This is a genomic window from Bacillus sp. SG20033 (genome assembly GCF_044570195.1).
GTDB lineage: Bacteria > Bacillota > Bacilli > Bacillales > Bacillaceae > Bacillus > Bacillus subtilis.
Genome location: NZ_CP172606.1, coordinates 3,179,943 through 3,200,155, shown reverse-complemented (window position 1 = coordinate 3,200,155; position 20,213 = coordinate 3,179,943). Strand labels below are relative to the sequence as shown.

Below are 20,213 nucleotides of genomic sequence, written 5' to 3'. Positions count from 1 at the left end.
AATGTTTGAAAGTTTGTGGCTGCAGCTCCAGCATCCGAATACACAGTGGGTGCTGGCCGGTACGCTTTTGCTCGGGACGGCAAGCGGTGTTTTGGGCAGCTTTGTGCTGCTGAGAAAGCAAAGTTTAATCGGCGATGCGATGGCCCATTCAGCTCTGCCGGGAGTGTGTCTCGCTTTTCTGTTCACTGGGCAAAAATCACTGCCTTTCTTTTTGCTGGGTGCGGCGCTCGCCGGACTGCTCGGAACATTTTGTATTCAACTGATTCCTCGGCTTTCAAAAACAAAGGAGGACTCGGCGATCGGGATTGTTCTTTCTGTGTTTTTTGGTGTCGGGATCATTCTGCTGACATATATTCAGCAACAGGGGGCGGGAAGCCAAAGCGGGCTTGATTCTTTTTTATTCGGCCAGGCTGCTTCATTGGTCAGGCAGGATATCATCCTTATTGCAGGAATATCCGCTGCTCTGCTGCTCCTATGTATTGTTTTCTTTAAGGAATTTACATTGATTACTTTTGATCTCGCGTTTGCAAAGGGATTAGGAATGCCGGTGCGTTTTTTAAACGGGCTTTTGGCTTGTCTGATTGTCTGTGCTGTCGTCATTGGGCTTCAGACTGTTGGTGTGATACTAATGGCGGCTATGCTGATTACACCTGCCATAGCTGCGAGATATTGGACCGAACGATTAACCGGGATGATCGTCATTGCCGGGATTACAGGCGGGGTCAGCGGCGTGGCCGGAACCCTGCTTAGCACCACGATGAAGGGAATGGCGACAGGGCCATTAATGATCCTATCTGCAACGATGCTCTTTCTTTTTTCAATGATTTGCGCGCCTAAGCGGGGATTGGCTGCTAAAGCCATAAGGCTGATGAGGCTGCGGCGCAGAACAAGCAGGAAGCAAGTGCTTTTGGAGATTTATGAACAGTATGAAAAGAATAATCTTTGTGTAACTGTTGAAAGTGTAAGAAAGAAAAGACGCCTATCCCCTTCATTATGCCTTAAGGCATTAAATGACTTGGAACAAGAGAGGTGCATTGAGCGTATCGAAAATGGGATTTGGCAAATCACAAGCAAAGGGATAGAAAAAGGCTATCACACAGCTTTGAAGCAGCGGATGTATGAAGTGTATCTCATGCATGAAATGGAACTTGCCAATATAGAATCCGATCAGGACTACTTTGACCCAGACCGTTTACCGAGAGAAACGAGAGAGCGGCTTTATTCACTCTTAAAGCTGTATGGACGGATGCCTGAGCGTCGAAAAGCGTCTCATGATGCCGAGAAGGGACAGATCGCAAATGAGTTTTGAAGCATGGATTATAGCTACCGGTGTATTAGTCGGTGTAAGCTGCGGATTGATCGGCACATTTCTTGTGCTGAGAAGCATGGCGATGCTGGCCGACGCAATCAGTCATACAGTGTTGCTTGGCATTGTCGGCGCTTTTCTAGTGACGGGAAGTCTTGATGGGATTTCTATGTTTATTGGCGCAGCCGCAACCGGTCTGTTAACGGCTTTCTTGGTTCAGCTTCTTCATAGCAAGGGGGTTCAATCAGATGCTGCCATAGGAGTTGTGTTTACATCCTTATTTGCAATCGGGGTTATTTTGCTTTCTGTATATGGAGCGAATGTCCATCTCGATATTGAGCACTCGTTAATGGGAGAAATCGCTTTTGTGCCGTGGAATACGGTGACGGTATTGGGGGTTGATATTGGGCCGAAAGCGTTTTGGATGCTGGCATCTGTTCTGGTTTTAAACGTAGTGTTGATCAGTGTGTGCTATAAGGAGTTTAAAATCGCTTCGTTTGATCCTCAAATGGCCTTAGCCTTGGGAATACCGGTTTTGCTCATTCATTACGTGCAAATGGGCATGCTGTCCATGACGACTGTTGCTTCCTTTGATTCGGTGGGGGCCGTATTGGTTGTGGCCATGCTGATTGTTCCGCCGGCTGCGGCACATTTGCTGACAGACCGGCTTCTTTATATGCTGATTCTCAGCGCGTTGATTGGCGGGCTGTCGGCGGTCATGGGCTATTTCTTCGCAACATGGCTTAATGTTTCGATTTCAGGAGCGATGGCGGCCATGACAGGTGTATGTTATGCAAGCGCCTTTTTGTTTTCACCTGCAAACGGGGTCATAACTAAAAAGCTGAGAACACTCAACATGCAAAAAGAAAGAGCTGGCTGACGCAGCTCTTTCTTTTAATTACAAATCATGCGGCTTAAACGTTTTGCAGTCTGTTTCCCGGCTGTTTTCAGCCGTTTCACCAGTATGGCTGACAACATAAATGGCATCAGCGGTGCATTTGTTACCTTTGCCCCAATAAGAACAGTTGTTGACCTCACATAGAATTTTCTGCTCCATGCCATCCCCTCCTTATAAAGGTTCTGGATTAGTATAGCCGGCTGGCTTGCCCTCTATTCCTCCTGGCGGATATAGCGTTTATCTCGCATAAACATTTTCCAGAAGAAAAAGAAGCCCGGAAATAGAATGATAAATGCAACGATATACGTTGCAAACAGCGCTCTGAACGTTGCTGGCTCTGTGAAGCCTGACATGACTGTCACATCGGGATAAATCATATACGGAAGATGCGCCCGCCCGTAAGCGTAGCTTGCGAGAAAATACTGTATCCCAATCGCAACAAGTGCGAGACGCGGTTTTCCGATGTTTTGCCCAAAGCTCTTATTAGGCAGAAAAAGGGCGATTCCAGCAATGACAAATGTAATGAACGATGCAATAATCCAAGTAAAATCATTCATCATTCCGCTGTACAGCCAGTTTGCTTCATTCCGCATTGTCACCATGATGCATACAGCAAACAACAGTGAAATCGGGCCGGTAATCAGGGCGCTTTTTCTGTAGGCTCGGTACGCATCCTGTTCCTCTGCCACATTTGAAACATCTGCAAGCAGCAGCGAGGACAAAAATAAGGTGCTTAAAATCGCAAACCCGATAAATGAATAGGCGTTGGGGCTTGAAAAGATTTTAGACATATTTAAGTTATAGATTCCATCCGTTTTTTCTATAAACCCTCCGTGTGTCACAGGAAGCACCAAAATTAAAATAGCAGGAATGATAAAGCCGGAGATGCCGGAAATATATCTTAGCGTTTTCCGCTCCTTTGCTGTATTTGAAAAAACGAGAAATCCGCTTCGAATCGCTAAAAGCAGCAAAATCATGCTTCCGGGAATTAATAAAACGGTTCCGAGCACAAATGTCGCGCCGGGGAAAAAACTGAAAAGCGCCACGACGATGGCCACAATAAAGACGTTTGTGACCTCCCAAGTCGGGGACAAAAAGCGATTTGCAATATCGGTGGCCTTCATATGCTCCTTGTTTAAATAGATCATAGACCAAAATCCCGCTCCAAAATCCATTGTCGCCATGACGGCGTAAATAAACACAAAGCCCCAGATAATTGAGATGGCGATCAGAGCGTCAGTTGAAATCTCCATTTGTACGATCTTCCTTCCATTTGGTTTCCTGTTTGCGGAGCCATTACGACTCCGCTGTATTTAAATCTTCGTCAACAGGGTGCTTGCGGAAATAATAAAGAAGCACGTAGACGACAGCTGCACCTAACACGGCATAAACAAATGTGAAAAATAAGAACAGCACCCCGATCGAGCCAGTCGTTGTTACGACATCTGACGTTTTCAGCAGATGATAGATGACCCAAGGCTGCCTCCCCGTACATGCGAAAATCCAGCCGAATTCAATGCCGATGAGACTAAAAGGGCCTGCTGTCATGAAAATGACCAAAAGCCACGTTGGGAAACGGTCTTTCTTGAGCACCTTTCTCCAGACCACACCGATAATGGAATAAAGAATAAGCAGCATGCCTACACCGACCATCGCATTAAACAGCGTGTGAATGAAAAGCGGCGGCCATTCGTCTTTCGGAAATGCATTTAATCCTTTTACAACAGTGTCAAAACGGTTCGCTGCCAAAAAGCTTAAAGCCCATGGAATCTCGATTGCCCATTTTACTTTTTCTTCATTCGGGTCGGTAAAACCGCCGATAGCGAGCGGGGCGTGGGATCTTGTTTCAAACAGGCCTTCCGCACCGGCTAATTTTTCGGGCTGGTATTCGTACAGCATCTGTGCAGATTCGTGTCCGTTCAAAGCGGTCAGCAATGAAAAAATACCGCCGATCGTCAGTGCGAGCAAAAGGGCTTTCCGGTGAAAGCGATAGACCTTTTCCTTTTTCCTCGTCCGGATCATTTTATACGCCGCAACAGAAGCCACGATAAACGCACCGGTCATAAACGCGGACAGCACGACATGGCCGGCAGTGATAAAAAAGCTAGGATTAAAAAACGCAGCCCACGGGTCAACATCTGTAATTTTTCCGTTTAAAATTTTAAAACCGGCGGGTGTACCTTCAAAAGCGTGAACATTCGTAATCAGAACAGCTGATGCTGCTGCCCCGACTAACACAAAGAAAACAGCAACAATCCTCATTGCAGGTGACAAACGGTCTGCAGCGTATACATAAATCGACATGAATAGGGCTTCAACAAAAAAAGCATAGATTTCAATTTGAAATGGCAGGGACATCACCCGGCCGATGACTTCCATAAATCCCGGCCATAAAAGCGCGAGCTGAGTGCCCGCGATCGTTCCGGTCGGTATGGCGACCCCCAGCAATACGGCTTGTGCTTTCGTCCATCTTTTCGCCATGATCGCATAATGGTCATCTTTCGTTTTTTGATAGATCAATTCCGCCACTAAAATCATGAGCGGGAGACCGACTCCAAGCGTTGCGAAAATGATATGAAAGCCCATTGTCGTGCCAAAAAGGCTTCTGGCCAAAACTAAATCATCCACAATCGTAAACCACCTTTCTAAAAAGACGTTCTGTATGTATTTTGGGTTTATTATTTGCTTCCTCGGTTAGATTATTCTTCCTATTCTTAAATGTCATGAGGTTTACGATGTGAAAACAGAGGGAAGGATATAAGAAGATTGACAAAACGTTTGTAAGGTTATAAAATAAAACGTAATTATTACGATTTATTGAAAGGAGATACACATGAAAGAAGGAATTCATCCGAAGAACCACAAAGTGATATTTCAGGATGTCAACAGCGGCTACCGTTTTCTCAGCACCTCTACGAAAACATCTAATGAAACAGCAGAGTGGGAAGACGGCAACACATATCCTGTCATTAAAGTAGAGGTAAGTTCTGACACGCATCCGTTTTATACAGGCCGCCAGAAATTCAATGAAAAAGGCGGACGAGTTGAGCAGTTCAAAAAACGCTATAACATGGGGAAATAAGGCAGACCAGAGGGTTTGTCTTTTTTTATTATGACGAATAAACAAGGGTTGTGATATATTGAAGAGTAAAAAGAATAGAAAGGGACAACGAACATGAGTCTTCTAAATGATATTCTTGAATTTAACAAGACATTTACTGAACAAAGAGAGTATGAAAAGTATCAAACATCAAAATTTCCAGATAAAAAAATGGCGATTCTTTCTTGCATGGACACTCGTCTGGTTGAACTGCTGCCGCATGCGATGAATTTGCGAAACGGTGATGTGAAAATCATTAAAAGTGCCGGTGCGCTTGTGACACACCCATTCGGAAGCATCATGAGAAGTTTACTCGTCGCAGTGTACGAGCTGAATGCAGATGAGGTGTGTGTGATCGGGCATCACGATTGCGGCATGAGCAAAATCAGCAGCAAAAGCATGCTTGAAAAAATCAAAGCAAGAGGGATTCCGGAAGAACGCATCGAAACAATAAAGTACTCCGGTGTAGACTTTGATCAATGGTTTAAAAGCTTTGATTCAGTGGAAGCGAGTGTGAAAGACAGCGTAGACGTTATAAAACATCACCCGCTGTTCCCTGAAAACGTTCCGGTCCATGGCTTAGTCATTGATCCTAAAACAGGAAAACTGGATCTTATCGTAAACGGCTATAACAATTAATGTTTTTGTTTTTTTTCAGGAACGGGATCGACTCCTCCCGGATGGAACGGGTGGCATTTCAAAATCCGTTTGATTGTCAGCCATCCGCCTTTTAAAGCGCCGTGCGTTTTAATCGCTTCGATTCCATATTGGGAACAGGTCGGATAAAAGCGGCATGTTGGCGGCGTCAGGGGTGAGATGAATTTTTGATATCCTCTGATCAAAGCGATGAATAGGGTTTTCATATTTCTTCAGCAACCTTTCTGATGCAAGTATAAGAAAAAAAACACAGATTGAAAAGTTAATCAATAATTCTTATCGGAAAAGTATGTTATAATAAAATTACATTTTTAAAAAAGGGGAGAGTGCCATTATGCCTTCAGTAGAAAGTTTTGAGCTTGATCATAATGCGGTTGTTGCTCCATATGTAAGACATTGCGGCGTGCATAAAGTGGGAACAGACGGCGTTGTAAATAAATTTGACATTCGTTTTTGCCAGCCAAATAAACAGGCGATGAAGCCTGACACCATTCACACACTCGAGCATTTGCTCGCGTTTACGATTCGTTCTCACGCTGAGAAATACGATCATTTTGATATCATTGATATTTCTCCAATGGGCTGCCAGACAGGCTATTATCTAGTTGTGAGCGGAGAGCCGACATCAGCGGAAATCGTTGATCTGCTTGAAGACACAATGAAGGAAGCGGTAGAGATTACAGAAATACCAGCTGCGAATGAAAAGCAGTGCGGCCAAGCGAAGCTTCATGATCTGGAAGGCGCTAAACGTTTAATGCGTTTCTGGCTTTCACAGGATAAAGAAGAATTGCTAAAAGTATTTGGCTAAAATAGAAAGGACCTTTTTGCGCTTAAGCAAAAAGGTCTTTTTTGTGACGTCTCATATTTTGTGTACCATTTGCTGTAAGCGTTTGCTACTATTTAGGTAAACGATGAAAGGGTGATGGCATGAAAAAGATGTTGGTTGTTCTGCTTTTTTCTGCTTTATTGCTTAATGGATGCGGATCTGGTGAAAGCAAAGCAAATACAGCTGAGACGCCCGAGGTTTTGGATGTCAAGCTGACCGGGCCTGAAAAAGTAAATCCCGGAGAAAGCGCTGCTTATGAAGCAGCCGTATCATATGGTGATGAAGCTGTGACGGATGCCGATGAAGTAGAGTTTGAAGTATGGAAAGAAGGGGAAAAAGACGCAAGCCAAATGTTTAAGGCGAAACAAGAAAAAGGCGTATACCGATTGGAAACGACGTTTAAGGAAGATGGTGTATACACTGTCCAATCCCATGTCACAGCAAAAAAACAGCATAGCATGCCGACCTTAAAAGTCCAAGTCGGAGACGCCGATGCTGCCAGCAATCAGTCAGAAGAGGAGCATTCACATCATCATTGATTGTGTGAATCAGAGTGATTTTCTTGTGGTGGATCAATGGTATGCTTTACATTATAGGCTTTTACAGTCGTCCAAATGGTTACAAGCAAAACAGCCAGCACAATCAAAATACTTATCGTAATGAGAAGCGTCATGACATTCCACCTCCCGTTTTTTAACAATTGTAGCATAATAGAAGAAATCGTGACAGATAAGGGTAAAAAAGAGGTTTTAGCGTACGATATTAAGGGTATACATAGTCATATAACAAGGAGGAGATACCATGTCAGAACAATTGATTCAAGCAGTGAACAAACAAGTAGCCAACTGGACGGTCATGTATGTGAAACTACATAATTATCACTGGTATGTGAAAGGAAAAGATTTCTTCACTCTTCATGAAAAGTTTGAGGAGCTGTACAATGAAACGGCAACTTATATTGATGACTTAGCAGAGCGTCTTTTGGCGCTGAACGGAAAACCGATTGCAACAATGAAGGAATCCTTAGAAACAGCTTCTGTCAAAGAAGCGGCTGGAAATGAAACAGCTGAACAAATGGTTCAAAGCGTATATGATGATTTCACAGTCATCGCGGAAGAGCTGAAAAACGGCATGGATTTAGCTGATGAAGTCGGTGACGAAACAACAGGGGACATGCTTCTTGCGATCCATCAAAATATTGAAAAACATAACTGGATGCTAAAAGCTTACCTAGGTTAAGTTCAAAAATAGAACGGCCGGATGTCTTAAAAAAGACGTCCGGCTTTTCTTTTTGTATCTGAAAAATAGGCGACAACCAGTCCATTTTTCTGAAAAATCCAATCCGTTCGGCTTGTTTTCCATAGAATATCGTAAGGCCGTTTCTGTGAAAGGATGTTGGGATAAATGGATAGAGACTTTGGCATCTTTTCGTTTTTAGCAGTCAGCGTTTCAGCAGCGGGTTTTTTCTTTGGAGGTTTTCAGTATTCATTTCTGATTTTGCTCTCTCTTATGGCAATTGAATTTATCAGTACGACTTTGAAGGAAACGATTATTCACAAACTGTCGTTTAAGAAGATATTTGCCCGGCTTGTCAAAAAATTAGTCACGCTGGCTCTGATCTCTGTATGCCACTTTTTTGATCAGCTGCTGAATACAGAGGGATCAATTCGTGACTTGGCTATTATGTTTTATATTCTTTATGAATCTGTGCAAATTGTTGTGACAGCCAGCTCTCTTGGCATACCGGTTCCTCAGATGCTTGTCGATCTTTTAGAAACGTTAAAAAATAAATTTAAGCGCAAACCGTAACTTTTCCCTGTTCGCGGGTCATAATAAAGCCCAGAGCGTCGGTCGCACTTTTCGGCAAAAGCTATCGCAAAAAACTGTACGAGCTAGTCTGCATGCAGAACCTGACGGCGTGCTGGGTTTCCCTTATTTTTTGATAAAAGGCTTCCGAAGAAACGTAACTGTGGTATGATGTATGGAAGATAGCTAGGAACGGATTTGAGGGATAAACATGTACGAGTTTAAAGATTATTATCAGAATACTGTTCAGCTTTCCTTTGACGATCAGCCTTTCTCGGACAGCCCGAAGCATGTCTGGGTGATTTGCCGTTTTGGCGGCAAATGGCTTTTAACAGAACATGAGGACAGAGGCTATGAGTTTCCAGGCGGGAAAGTAGAGCCGATGGAGTGCGCAGAAGAGGCTGCGCTCCGGGAAGTAAAGGAAGAGACGGGCGCGAGAGTCAAAAGCCTCAAGTATCTCGGACAGTATAAAGTTCTCGGAAAAGAAAAAGTGATTGTGAAAAATATATATTTTGCAGATATAGAAAAGCTTGAAAAGCAAGCTGATTACTTTGAAACGAAAGGCCCGGTTTTGTTTCACGAGCTTCCGGAGAACCTTTCCCGCAATAAAAAATTCAGCTTTATTATGAAGGATTCCGTACTTCCGATCAGCTTGAAAAAACTGAAGGAATCTGGATGGATTGAATAAAAAACCCGGCATATATGCCGGGTTTTTTATGTCCTCCCCTTCGTCCATTTCTTTTCCAGCAGCTCGACGCCCTGATACATCAGAGTGGCGAAGATGGCGATGATCAGCAGGCTTAAGAAGACGAGTGTAAAATTGAAGACTTGGAATCCGTAAATAATCATATATCCTAATCCGACCTTCGAAACGAGGAATTCCCCTACAATGACGCCAACCCATGATAAACCGACGTTCACTTTTAGTGTTGAAATAATCGCGGGGGAGGATGCAGGCAGTATGACTTCTTTAAAAATAACCCACTTTTTTGCGCCGAATGTTTTCATGACTTTCGTATAGTTTTCGTCGACCTCTTGGAAGGCGGTGTAGACAACGATGGTTGTGATAATGACGCTGATGATGGCTCCCATCGCAATGATGCTGATAAAACTGGGACCGAGCGCGACAATCAGGATCGGGCCCAGGGCCACTTTCGGCATTGCATTCAAAATCACAAGATACGGATCTAAAATTCTGGCAAGTCGGTTAGACCACCATAACAAAGCGGCGAGGCACGTGCCCATAAACGTCCCAAGCAAAAAGCCAAGCACCGTTTCAAATAAAGTGACGCCGATGTGTGACAGTAAAGAACCGTCACCAAGTTTCTCCAGCAATAATCGCCACACAGCTGATGGAGAGCTGAAGATCAGCGGATCGATCCAGCCCTGCCTGCTGGAGGTTTCCCAGCCCGAGAAAAAGAGAATAAATATGGCAAGCTGAAAGGAATGGACCTTCCACTTTTCCTTTTTCTGTTTGAATTGATACTGCTCGTGAAGCAGATCAATGGTTTCTTTGCTGTTTCTCAAGAGAATTCAGCTCCTTCCATATCGTTTGAAACAGTGTCTGGAAGGAAGGTTCCTGACGGGCGTCAAAAGGCAACATCGCGGCCAATTCCTTAGGAATGGTAAAAATCTGATGGATGGTGCCCGGCTGATTTGAAAATAAAAAGATCGTATCGCTCATCGCTATCGCTTCCCCTATATCATGAGTGACAAGCACTGCTGTTTTTTGATATTCCTTTAATGTGCGGAATACCAGGTTTTCCAAAGACAGCTTTGTCTGAAAATCAAGCGCGGAAAATGGCTCATCCAGCAAAAGCAGACTAGGGTTAGGCGCAAGTGTTCTTGCAAGCGCAGCCCGTTGGCGCATCCCGCCTGACAGCTCTTTCGGATATTTTTTCTCCACATCTATGAGGCCGAACTCCGGCAATAGACCGAGTGCAGCGGCTTTGCTTTCTTCTGTCAGCGTGTCGGCGATTTTTAAACCGAGAAGCACATTTTCCTCGATAGATTTCCAGGGAAATAAGTAATCCTGCTGAAGCATATAGCCAATATTATGTTCTTTTTGATTCGGCTCACGGCCTTCAATCAGAACTCTGCCTTCTGATGGCTCAATCAAACCGGCAATAATGGAAAGCAGTGTTGTTTTTCCGCAGCCGCTTGGGCCGAGAAATGAGATGAAATCACCTTTTTCGGCATCGAAATGAATATCCCGCACAGCCGTTGTTTTTTCTTTAATAGAAAAATAAGTATGGGTTACATGGTCGACATGTAAGAAAGACATAGATGGCGCCTCCTATTTCTCCGAGGTGACTTTTTCAGCAATTTCTTTATTTACAAGCTGATTGTATGGAATGTGTTTCGGCAGTTCTCCAGATTGATCCATAATGGTTTGGAGAAGCTCCCATTCTTTTTTGTTAAGCAGAGGGTCTGGCGAATATGAATGCTGTTTTTTATAGCGTTCAATGGATGTTTCGATGACGTCTGGGTCGGTATCATCAAATTCATCTTTAATGGCATCTGTGATGTCCTTCGCAGAATGATTTTCAACCCACTGCTGCGCCTTATAAATGGCTTTTGTAAACTTGACGGCTGTGTCTTCATTTTTCTTCAAATAGCTTTTTTTCGCCATAAAAGTCGTATAAGGAACCTCTCCTGATTCTTCTCCGAATGAAGCCACGATATGGCCGATGCCTTTTTTCTCAAAGAGAGAAGCCTGCGGTTCAAAGAGCTGTACATACTCACCGGTTCCAGAAGCAAACGCATTGGCAATATTGGCGAAGTCTATGTTCTGGATGAGGTCTATATCCTTATGCGGGTCAATCTTATGTTTGTTCAGTACATACTCGCCGACCATTTGCGGCATGCCGCCTTTTCGCTGACCGAGAAACGTTTTTCCTTTCAGCTGATCCCAGTCGAAGTGTTCAACATCTTCTCTCGCGACAAGAAACGTTCCGTCTGTCTGAGTCAGCTGGGCGAAATTAATGACGGGATCTTTAGCCCCTTGCGCTTCGACATAAATAGATGTTTCTGACCCGACAAGCGCGATGTCAGAGCCGTTGGAAAGAAGCGATGTCATCGTTTTGTCTCCGCCCCAGGTCGTATTCACATCGACATCAAGCCCTTCTTCTTTAAAAAACCCTTTAGACTCAGCAACATATAAAGGTGCGTAAAAAATTGAATGGGTCACTTCAGCTACCTTGACTTTTGTGAGCGTTTCTTCCTGCTTGCAAGCCGCCAGGGCGAACATCAGAAAGATACTGCCGACACAGGCGAAGCCCAGCCTTAACCATCTGTTCACATAGACAACCTCCTTATTTCGCATCAAGTTAATATCCTTTTTTGCTTTACATATCGTATGATGGGTATAAAAATGTGTGAATGCCTAACCAGGTTCTCCGGATGTAATTTTGGAGTAAGGAAAGCATATAGAAAAAAAGGAGGCGGCTGTTTTGATTGTAGAGAAAAGAAGATTTCCGTCGCCAAGCCAGCATGTGCGTTTGTATACGATCTGCTATCTGTCAAATGGATTACGGGTTAAGGGGCTTCTGGCTGAGCCGGCGGAACCGGGACAATATGACGGATTTTTATATTTGCGCGGCGGGATTAAAAGCGTGGGCATGGTTCGGCCGGGCCGGATTATCCAGTTTGCATCCCAAGGGTTTGTGGTGTTTGCTCCTTTTTACAGAGGAAATCAAGGAGGAGAAGGCAATGAGGATTTTGCAGGAGAAGACAGGGAGGATGCATTTTCTGCTTTTCGCCTGCTTCAGCAGCACCCAAATGTCAAGAAGGATAGAATCCACATCTTCGGTTTTTCCCGCGGCGGAATTATGGGAATGCTCACTGCGATCGAAATGGGCGGGCAGGCAGCTTCATTTGTTTCCTGGGGAGGCGTCAGTGATATGATTCTTACATACGAGGAGCGGCAGGATTTGCGGCGAATGATGAAAAGAGTCATCGGCGGAACACCGAAAAAGGTGCCTGAGGAATATCAATGGAGGACACCGTTTGACCAAGTAAATAAAATTCAGGCACCCGTGCTGTTAATCCATGGAGAAAAAGACCAAAATGTTTCGATTCAGCATTCCTATTTATTTGAAGAGAAGCTAAAACAACTGCATAAGCCGGTGGAGACGTGGTACTACAGTACATTCACACATTATTTCCCGCCAAAAGAAAACCGGCGTATCGTGCGGCAGCTCACACAATGGATGAAAAACCGCTGACAGTGAAATATGTTATGATAAAGAAAAAAGAGAACGAAAGGGGATTTCACTTTGGGAATGCCTGTTGAATTTAATACACTGATTGTGACAAAAGGAAAAGAAGTTCGCATAGATGAAAATATATTCACGTTAGAGAAGGACGGATACCGAGTATATCCGATGGAGATTCCAATGGATGTACGCAAAACAAAGTTTGGCGAAAAGTCAGGCACAGCTGAAGTGCAGAAGCTTCAATGGGAAGAAGGCCGGACCATCATTACATACAAGCTGACTTCTTTGCATTCTGTCAATTAAAACAAGCCAAGAGCATAATTGCTCTTGGCTTTTGTTTTTTATACGAGAGGGCCGCCTGCCTGGGCGATGGCATCGGTATGTGCGAACTTTTTAAAGTTCTCTTTGAATTCATTTGCAAGGTAGACTGCCTTTTCTTTGTATTCTTCCTTGTTGGTCCACGTGTTTTCAGGCTGAAGGATATGATCAGGAACGCCAGGAACATGGGCCGGAATGTGCAGGCCGAAAATATCGTCAGTTATCATTTCAGCATCCTCTAATTTACCTTCAATCGCTGCTTTGACCATTGCTCTAGTGTAAGAAAGCTTCATTCGTTCGCCTGTGCCGTAGCCGCCCCCGGTCCAGCCGGTATTGACTAAGAAAACGTCTGCCCCGTGTTCATCGATCTTTTTGCCGAGCATTTCAGCATAGACGTGAGCAGGAAGCGGCAGGAACGGTGAGCCGAAGCATGTAGAGAACGTCGTTTCAGGAGACGTGACACCACGTTCGGTTCCGGCAAGCTTACTCGTGTAACCGCTCAAGAAATGGTACATCGCCTGCTCCTTCGTTAGTTTGCTGATCGGAGGCAGGACTCCGAAGGCATCAGCCGTCAAAAATACAATTGCTGACGGATGGCCGGCCATGCTTGGAGTCACGATGTTGTCAATCATATGAATCGGGTAAGCTGCCCGCGTGTTTTCAGTATAGAAGGAATCATCATAATTGGCTTCGCGTGTATCTTCATCAACAACGACATTTTCGAGAACAGACCCGAAGCGGATCGCGTTAAAGATTTGCGGCTCCTTTTCCTCGCTTAAATGAATACACTTAGCGTAGCATCCGCCTTCAATATTAAAGACGCCTGTATCAGACCAGCCATGTTCATCGTCACCGATCAGCTTGCGGTCAGCATCTGCCGACAGGGTGGTCTTTCCTGTTCCTGACAGTCCGAAGAAAAGGGCGACATCGCCTTTTTCACCGACATTGGCGGAGCAGTGCATAGATAAAATATCTCTTTCAGGCAGCAGGAAATTCATAATGGAGAAAATGGACTTCTTCATTTCACCGGCATACTCAGTTCCGCCGATTAAAATTGTCCGCTTTTCGAAAGAGACAATAATAAACGTTTCGGAATGAGTGCCGTCTGTTTTTGGATCCGCTTTGAAATGCGGAGCAGAAAGAATGGTGAACGGCTGCTCAACTGTTTTCTTATCATTTCCTTCCGGACGGATAAACAGCTGCCGCGCAAATAAATTGTGCCATGCGAACTCATTTACGACAGTGATCGGCAGCCTGTATTTCTCGTCTGCTCCGGCAAATCCTTCGAAAACAAACAGTTCATCTCGCTCCTTTAAATAGCTGACAACTTTCGTATACAGACGCTCAAACGCTTCTTCTGAAATCGGCTGATTCACCGGGCCCCAATCGATCTTATTTTTCGTGCTTTCTTCCTCCACGATGAATTTATCTTTAGGTGAGCGTCCTGTGTAAGCGCCTGTTGTCGCGCGAACAGCACCTGTGGATGTTAAAATGCCTTCGTTACGGGAAAGTACTTTTTCTGTTAGCTGTGCTGCTGATAAATTATGACGCACATTTGGACATGTTAATAAGGCTTGTAAATCAGCGGTCAAATCAACTGAGTTCATATGAAACCTTCCTTTATCGTTTTTTGTGTTTTGCTAATTGTGAATTAGTATAACATATATTTTCAAATAGTCTATACTATTTATTATTTTTTGTGTGTGCATTTCCATTGTTTTCCCTCAATATAGGTGCCTATTTCTTCTGAATCATATTGACATTGCAAACCCTTTTACGATAAGATATTTCATTGAGCGGATACTCTTATCCCGAGCTGGCGGAGGGACAGGCCCTATGAAGCCCAGCAACCGGTTTCTCTGTTATTTATTATGTTCAACTGAGTGAGACAACCAAGGTGCTAACCTGTTGCAAGGTTGTATGATTCCTTGAGCGATAAGAGTGAAAGGCACAAAGACCAAACCCTTTCCTCGATGGAAAAGGTTTTTTTATTTCATAAATATGCCAATTAACATTCTCTAATATAACTGTACATTGTATAAGAGGGAGCGAGTTCCGTATCATATATACAAGGTCTTTCGGGAGGCCTTGTGCAGGAGGAAGCAAATCATGAGTAAAAATCGTCGTTTATTTACATCAGAATCTGTTACGGAGGGGCATCCGGATAAAATCTGTGACCAGATTTCTGACAGCATTTTAGATGAAATTTTAAAGAAAGACCCTAACGCGCGTGTTGCTTGTGAAACATCTGTGACAACAGGTTTGGTTCTTGTAAGCGGAGAGATCACAACTTCTACGTATGTTGACATTCCGAAAACGGTTCGCCAAACCATTAAAGAAATCGGATACACACGTGCAAAATACGGATTTGATGCGGAAACTTGTGCGGTTTTAACATCAATTGATGAGCAGTCTGCTGATATCGCGATGGGCGTAGACCAAGCGCTTGAAGCCCGTGAAGGCACAATGAGCGACGAAGAAATTGAAGCGATTGGTGCGGGTGACCAAGGATTAATGTTCGGTTATGCGTGCAACGAAACGAAAGAGCTTATGCCTCTTCCAATTTCACTTGCCCATAAATTAGCCCGCCGCCTAAGTGAAGTCCGTAAAGAAGATATTCTTCCGTACCTTCGCCCTGACGGCAAAACACAGGTAACGGTTGAGTACGATGAAAATAACAAACCAGTCCGCATTGACGCGATTGTGATTTCAACTCAGCATCACCCTGAAATTACACTTGAGCAAATTCAGCGCAACATTAAAGAATATGTGATCAATCCGGTTGTTCCTAAAGAGCTGATTGATGAAGAAACAAAATATTTCATCAACCCTACAGGACGTTTCGTAATCGGAGGCCCTCAAGGCGATGCGGGACTTACAGGACGCAAAATCATCGTTGATACGTACGGCGGCTATGCACGCCACGGCGGAGGCGCGTTCTCAGGTAAGGACGCGACGAAGGTAGACCGTTCTGCAGCTTATGCGGCAAGATACGTTGCGAAAAACATCGTTGCGGCTGAGCTTGCTGATTCTTGCGAAGTACAGCTTGCTTACGCGATCGGTGTTGCACAGCCTGTGTCAATCTCAATCAACACATTCGGTTCCGGAAAAGCTTCTGAGGAAAAACTGATTGAAGTTGTTCGCAATAACTTTGATTTACGACCTGCCGGCATTATCAAAATGCTTGATTTGCGCCGTCCGATCTACAAACAAACTGCTGCGTACGGCCACTTTGGACGTCACGATGTTGACCTTCCATGGGAGCGCACAGACAAAGCGGAGCAGCTGCGTAAAGAAGCGTTAGGAGAATAATTTTATAGCCGCTTACTGGTTAAGCGGCTTTCCCTTTTTTATCGTTGTATTCATGTTTATTTTTTTACATAACTGTGAAACCAAATACTATTCACAGCGTCTATAAATAGGGGTTCAATGATGACAATTTTAATTATGGAGGCAATACTATGTGTGGATTTGTCGGGGTTTTTAACAAGCATCCGTTAGCTCAAACCGCTGATCAAGAAGAACTAATCAAACAAATGAACCAAATGATCGTTCACCGCGGTCCTGACAGTGATGGATATTTCCATGATGAGCACGTCGGCTTCGGATTCAGACGGCTCAGCATTATTGATGTAGAAAATGGCGGACAGCCTTTATCATATGAAGATGAAACATATTGGATTATCTTTAACGGAGAAATCTATAACTATATTGAACTGAGAGAAGAACTTGAAGCAAAGGGGTACACATTCAACACGGATTCGGACACAGAGGTTCTTCTTGCGACTTACCGTCACTATAAAGAAGAAGCGGCGTCCAAACTGCGCGGTATGTTTGCCTTTCTGATTTGGAATAAAAACGATCATGTGCTTTATGGGGCAAGAGATCCATTCGGCATTAAACCGTTGTACTACACAACAATCAATGATCAGGTTTATTTTGCCTCAGAGAGAAAAAGTTTAATGGTTGCTCAGAATGATATTGAAATAGATAAAGAGGCATTGCAGCAGTACATGTCTTTCCAATTTGTTCCTGAACCAAGCACGCTTGATGCCCATGTGAAAAAAGTAGAGCCGGGTTCACAGTTCACAATCCGCCCGGACGGCGATATCACATTCAAAACGTATTTCAAAGCGAACTTCAAGCCGGTTCAGACTGAAGAAGACAAGCTTGTGAAAGAAGTCCGAGACGCGATCTATGACTCTGTAAACGTTCATATGAGAAGTGACGTTCCTGTCGGTTCATTCCTGTCTGGCGGGATTGATTCTTCCTTTATTGTGTCTGTTGCGAAGGAATTTCATCCAAGCTTAAAAACATTCTCTGTCGGCTTTGAACAGCAGGGCTTCAGTGAGGTTGATGTAGCGAAAGAAACTGCAGCGGCGCTGGGCATCGAAAATATCAGCAAAGTCATTTCGCCTGAGGAATACATGAATGAGCTTCCGAAGATCGTTTGGCATTTTGATGACCCACTTGCTGATCCGGCAGCGATTCCGTTGTACTTTGTTGCAAAAGAAGCGAAAAAACATGTAACGGTTGCTTTATCAGGTGAAGGAGCGGATGAGCTCTTCGGCGGATATAACATTTACCGTGAGCCGCTTTCGCTTAAACCGTTTGAACGGATTCCGTCCGGCCTGAAAAAGATGCTTCTGCACGTTGCTGCCGTTATGCCTGAAGGTATGAGAGGGAAGAGCCTGCTTGAGCGCGGCTGTACTCCGCTTCAGGATCGTTATATCGGTAACGCGAAAATCTTTGAAGAGTCTGTCAAAAAGCAGCTGTTGAAGCATTATAATCCGAACCTTTCATATCGCGATGTGACGAAGACTTACTTTACAGAAAGCAGCTCGTACAGCGATATCAACAAAATGCAGTATGTCGATATCCACACTTGGATGCGCGGCGACATTTTGTTAAAGGCGGATAAAATGACGATGGCGAATTCTTTGGAACTGCGTGTGCCGTTCTTGGATAAAGTCGTATTCGACGTCGCTTCAAAAATTCCTGATGAGCTGAAAACGAAGAACGGCACAACGAAGTATCTTCTTCGCAAAGCCGCTGAAGGGATTGTGCCTGAGCACGTATTAAACCGCAAAAAGCTTGGTTTCCCTGTACCGATCCGTCATTGGCTGAAAAACGAAATGAACGAATGGGTGCGGAATATTATTCAGGAAAGCCAAACGGATGCTTATATCCATAAGGGTTATGTCCTTCAGCTTCTTGAAGACCATTGTGCGGACAAGGCTGATAACAGCCGTAAAATCTGGACTGTACTGATCTTTATGATCTGGCACAGCATCAATATTGAAAAACGGTATATGCCTGAAGAGCTGAGCCATCAGCCTAAAGAAGTCATCTTTGTGTAACAGACAACAAGGCTTTCGAGTAGTCGAAAGCCTTGTTGTTATCCTTTTATTTCTCCATCATCATTGATTTACCCAATCCGTACGGAATATTCAGAAAAATGATATAATGATATTTTTTTCTAGGGGAGAAGAAGCATGCAAAAACAAAAACAAGAGCTGCACCGCGGACTCGAAGAAAGGCATATTTCTTTAATGTCTTTAGGAGCTGCTATAGGAGTAGGGTTGTTCCTCGGCTCCGCATCAGCTATTCAATTAGCAGGGCCTGGTATTTTGGTAGCGTATGCCGCAAGCGGCCTGGTCATGTTTTTTATTATGAGAGCGCTTGGGGAAATGGCCATTCAAAAACCGGTCGCAGGCTCCTTCAGCAGGTATGCGCGTGATTATTTGGGACCGCTTGCAGGCTATTTAACAGGGTGGAACTACTGGTTTTTATGGGTTGTCACCTGTATGGCCGAAATTACTGCTGTCGGTATCTATATGGGGTTCTGGTTTCCTGACGTGCCAAACTGGATTTGGGCATTATCGGCGCTGGTCATTATGACGGGTGTTAATTTCCTGGCTGTCAAAGCTTACGGTGAGTTGGAATTTTGGTTCGCATTGATTAAAATTGTTGCGATCTTATCCATGATTGCTGTCGGTTTATTGATGATTATTGCAGGAGTCGGCAATGGGGGCATTGCCACTGGAATCAGCAATTTGTGGAACAACGGAGGATTTTTCCCTCATGGTTTAAAAGGGGTTCTATTGTCTCTTCAAATGGTCATGTTCGCCTATTTAGGGATTGAAATGATCGGGGTGACGGCTGGCGAAGTGAAAAACCCGCAAAAATCGTTAGCCAAAGCAATCGATACAGTATTTTGGCGGATTTTGATTTTTTATGTAGGCGCTTTATTTGTCATTATGTCTATTTATCCGTGGCAGGAAATTGGCTCTCAAGGAAGTCCATTTGTTCTCACATTTCAAAAAGTGGGCATTCCATCGGCAGCAGGTATCATTAACTTTGTCGTGTTGACTGCCGCGCTGTCTTCATGCAACAGCGGTATTTTCAGCACAGGGCGGATGCTGTTTAACTTGGCGGAACAGAAAGAGGCGCCACAAGCATACGGTCAGCTGACGAAAGGCGGCATCCCGGGTAAAGCTGTTCTGGCTTCAGCGGGGGCTTTATTAGTCGGAGTGCTGTTAAACTATGTTGTACCTGCGAAGGTATTTACTTGGGTTACAAGTATTGCGACGTTCGGAGCGATTTGGACGTGGGCAATCATTTTGCTTTCTCAAATAAAATATAGGAAAAGTTTGAAGCCGGAAGAAAAGAAACAATTAAAGTACAAAATGCCTTTATTTCCGTTTACGTCTTATGTGTCATTGGCATTTCTAGCATTCGTCGTCATTCTTATGGCTTACAGCCCTGATACAAGAGTAGCCGTGATTATCGGGCCGATATGGTTTCTAATCTTGCTGGCTGTGTACTATGGAAAAGGGTTTCATAAAAAAAATGCGGCTGCTGCCAGCGAACGAAATATCAGCTGACAAAAAGAGCTCCCAGTGGGCTCTTTTTGTGTGTGCTCATAGAAAAAAGAGAACAGGAAAGAATAGGTATGTGTGTTTGCAGAGGCTGTTTACAGTTTTGTGATAAGATAAAAGTCATACGTTTGGATGCTATATGTGAACGTTTTATGGAAAAGTCGAAACCCGAACTGTGATGACGTCCGGGTTAACGATGGTTAT

At 44.1% G+C, this 20,213-nt stretch carries 23 protein-coding genes and 1 riboswitch; of the genes, 14 read left to right on the top strand and 9 right to left on the bottom strand.

All coding sequences use genetic code 11. The features are described from left to right. The first annotated feature begins 1 nt into the window (after window position 1). Window positions 2–1,309: a manganese ABC transporter permease MntC gene (mntC, locus tag ACFVP7_RS16895; RefSeq protein WP_338730723.1), complete on the top strand. Its 1,308-nt coding sequence runs from the start codon at window positions 2–4 to the stop codon at window positions 1,307–1,309. Next, window positions 1,299–2,186: a manganese ABC transporter permease MntD gene (gene mntD, locus ACFVP7_RS16890; protein ID WP_338730722.1), complete on the top strand. Its 888-nt coding sequence runs from the start codon at window positions 1,299–1,301 to the stop codon at window positions 2,184–2,186. The genes mntC and mntD overlap by 11 nt, the downstream gene beginning before the upstream one ends. 18 nt (window positions 2,187–2,204) lie before the next feature. On the opposite strand, the gene ACFVP7_RS16885 is transcribed toward mntD, so the two are convergent. The 3 genes from ACFVP7_RS16885 to ACFVP7_RS16875 are packed head-to-tail and all read right to left on the bottom strand — an operon-like array spanning window position 2,205 to window position 4,832. Beyond that, window positions 2,205–2,363 carry a DUF1540 domain-containing protein gene (locus ACFVP7_RS16885; protein WP_003229069.1) on the bottom strand — a complete coding sequence of 53 codons (159 nt, stop codon included), beginning with the start codon at window positions 2,361–2,363 and terminating at the stop codon, window positions 2,205–2,207. Window positions 2,364–2,416: 53 nt separating this feature from the next. Then, window positions 2,417–3,457, bottom strand: coding sequence for a cytochrome d ubiquinol oxidase subunit II (locus ACFVP7_RS16880; protein ID WP_014480631.1), 1,041 nt, complete (start codon window positions 3,455–3,457; stop codon window positions 2,417–2,419). 43 nt (window positions 3,458–3,500) lie between these two features. Beyond that, complete coding sequence (locus ACFVP7_RS16875) at window positions 3,501–4,832, bottom strand: cytochrome ubiquinol oxidase subunit I (protein WP_187953827.1); 1,332 nt, start codon at window positions 4,830–4,832, stop codon at window positions 3,501–3,503. A 205-nt stretch (window positions 4,833–5,037) separates the two neighbouring features. Between ACFVP7_RS16875 and ACFVP7_RS16870 the strand changes: the two genes are divergently transcribed. Next, window positions 5,038–5,286 (top strand): type B 50S ribosomal protein L31, encoded by a 249-nt coding sequence (locus tag ACFVP7_RS16870; protein WP_003219346.1) that lies wholly within the window; start codon window positions 5,038–5,040, stop codon window positions 5,284–5,286. A 93-nt stretch (window positions 5,287–5,379) separates the two neighbouring features. After that, window positions 5,380–5,943, top strand: coding sequence for a carbonic anhydrase (locus ACFVP7_RS16865; protein WP_014477744.1), 564 nt, complete (start codon window positions 5,380–5,382; stop codon window positions 5,941–5,943). Here the strand turns inward: ACFVP7_RS16865 and yidD are convergent. Next, on the bottom strand, window positions 5,940–6,167 hold the full coding sequence (yidD, locus tag ACFVP7_RS16860) for a membrane protein insertion efficiency factor YidD (RefSeq protein WP_003229076.1): 228 nt from the start codon (window positions 6,165–6,167) through the stop codon (window positions 5,940–5,942). The genes ACFVP7_RS16865 and yidD overlap by 4 nt on opposite strands. Before the next feature lie 128 nt (window positions 6,168–6,295). Here yidD and ACFVP7_RS16855 point away from each other — a divergent pair, with 128 nt between their 5' ends. Continuing rightward, window positions 6,296–6,769 (top strand): S-ribosylhomocysteine lyase, encoded by a 474-nt coding sequence (locus ACFVP7_RS16855; protein ID WP_003219361.1) that lies wholly within the window; start codon window positions 6,296–6,298, stop codon window positions 6,767–6,769. A gap of 119 nt (window positions 6,770–6,888) precedes the next feature. Next, on the top strand, window positions 6,889–7,326 hold the full coding sequence (locus ACFVP7_RS16850) for a FixH family protein (RefSeq protein WP_014477743.1): 438 nt from the start codon (window positions 6,889–6,891) through the stop codon (window positions 7,324–7,326). Here ACFVP7_RS16850 and ytzI read toward each other — a convergent pair. Then, complete coding sequence (gene ytzI / locus ACFVP7_RS16845; protein ID WP_003229081.1) at window positions 7,320–7,460, bottom strand: YtzI protein; 141 nt, start codon at window positions 7,458–7,460, stop codon at window positions 7,320–7,322. The two genes, ACFVP7_RS16850 and ytzI, sit on opposite strands and share 7 nt — an antisense overlap. A gap of 128 nt (window positions 7,461–7,588) precedes the next feature. On the opposite strand from ytzI, the gene ACFVP7_RS16840 reads away from it, so the two are divergent. The 3 genes from ACFVP7_RS16840 (at window position 7,589) to ytkD (ending at window position 9,281) form a co-directional block, all read left to right on the top strand. Beyond that, window positions 7,589–8,026 carry a Dps family protein gene (locus tag ACFVP7_RS16840; RefSeq protein ID WP_003229083.1) on the top strand — a complete coding sequence of 146 codons (438 nt, stop codon included), beginning with the start codon at window positions 7,589–7,591 and terminating at the stop codon, window positions 8,024–8,026. Between the two features lie 165 nt (window positions 8,027–8,191). Then, window positions 8,192–8,596 (top strand): holin family protein, encoded by a 405-nt coding sequence (locus ACFVP7_RS16835; RefSeq protein ID WP_128738150.1) that lies wholly within the window; start codon window positions 8,192–8,194, stop codon window positions 8,594–8,596. A gap of 208 nt (window positions 8,597–8,804) precedes the next feature. After that, window positions 8,805–9,281: an RNA deprotection pyrophosphohydrolase gene (gene ytkD / locus ACFVP7_RS16830; protein WP_003229087.1), complete on the top strand. Its 477-nt coding sequence runs from the start codon at window positions 8,805–8,807 to the stop codon at window positions 9,279–9,281. A 26-nt stretch (window positions 9,282–9,307) separates the two neighbouring features. Here the strand turns inward: ytkD and ACFVP7_RS16825 are convergent, their stop codons facing one another. The 3 genes from ACFVP7_RS16825 to ACFVP7_RS16815 are packed head-to-tail and all read right to left on the bottom strand — an operon-like array spanning window position 9,308 to window position 11,894. Continuing rightward, the gene (locus ACFVP7_RS16825) at window positions 9,308–10,120 is read right to left on the bottom strand and encodes an ABC transporter permease (RefSeq protein ID WP_014477740.1); all 813 of its coding nucleotides are present in this window, start codon (window positions 10,118–10,120) and stop codon (window positions 9,308–9,310) included. Further along, window positions 10,095–10,877, bottom strand: coding sequence for an ABC transporter ATP-binding protein (locus ACFVP7_RS16820; RefSeq protein ID WP_003229092.1), 783 nt, complete (start codon window positions 10,875–10,877; stop codon window positions 10,095–10,097). The genes ACFVP7_RS16825 and ACFVP7_RS16820 overlap by 26 nt, the downstream gene beginning before the upstream one ends. A gap of 12 nt (window positions 10,878–10,889) precedes the next feature. Further along, the gene (locus ACFVP7_RS16815) at window positions 10,890–11,894 is read right to left on the bottom strand and encodes an ABC transporter substrate-binding protein (RefSeq protein ID WP_338730721.1); all 1,005 of its coding nucleotides are present in this window, start codon (window positions 11,892–11,894) and stop codon (window positions 10,890–10,892) included. A 151-nt stretch (window positions 11,895–12,045) separates the two neighbouring features. Between ACFVP7_RS16815 and ACFVP7_RS16810 the strand changes: the two genes are divergently transcribed. Then, the gene (locus ACFVP7_RS16810; protein WP_029318292.1) at window positions 12,046–12,819 is read left to right on the top strand and encodes a S9 family peptidase; all 774 of its coding nucleotides are present in this window, start codon (window positions 12,046–12,048) and stop codon (window positions 12,817–12,819) included. Window positions 12,820–12,870: 51 nt separating this feature from the next. Further along, window positions 12,871–13,113, top strand: a complete 243-nt coding sequence (locus ACFVP7_RS16805) for a DUF2584 domain-containing protein (protein WP_004398611.1) — start codon at window positions 12,871–12,873, stop codon at window positions 13,111–13,113. 38 nt (window positions 13,114–13,151) lie between these two features. Here the strand turns inward: ACFVP7_RS16805 and pckA are convergent, their stop codons facing one another. Continuing rightward, window positions 13,152–14,735 carry a phosphoenolpyruvate carboxykinase (ATP) gene (gene pckA, locus ACFVP7_RS16800; RefSeq protein ID WP_014480627.1) on the bottom strand — a complete coding sequence of 528 codons (1,584 nt, stop codon included), beginning with the start codon at window positions 14,733–14,735 and terminating at the stop codon, window positions 13,152–13,154. Window positions 14,736–14,931: 196 nt separating this feature from the next. Beyond that, window positions 14,932–15,070, top strand: a riboswitch (SAM riboswitch). Between the two features lie 167 nt (window positions 15,071–15,237). Here pckA and metK point away from each other — a divergent pair. The 3 genes from metK (at window position 15,238) to alaP (ending at window position 20,015) form a co-directional block, all read left to right on the top strand. Continuing rightward, window positions 15,238–16,440, top strand: coding sequence for a methionine adenosyltransferase (gene metK, locus ACFVP7_RS16795; RefSeq protein ID WP_041352286.1), 1,203 nt, complete (start codon window positions 15,238–15,240; stop codon window positions 16,438–16,440). 149 nt (window positions 16,441–16,589) lie between these two features. After that, window positions 16,590–18,488, top strand: a complete 1,899-nt coding sequence (gene asnB / locus ACFVP7_RS16790) for an asparagine synthase (glutamine-hydrolyzing) (RefSeq protein ID WP_338730720.1) — start codon at window positions 16,590–16,592, stop codon at window positions 18,486–18,488. Window positions 18,489–18,623: 135 nt separating this feature from the next. Then, window positions 18,624–20,015: an alanine permease AlaP gene (gene alaP, locus ACFVP7_RS16785; RefSeq protein WP_003229105.1), complete on the top strand. Its 1,392-nt coding sequence runs from the start codon at window positions 18,624–18,626 to the stop codon at window positions 20,013–20,015. Window positions 20,016–20,213 lie beyond the last annotated feature (198 nt).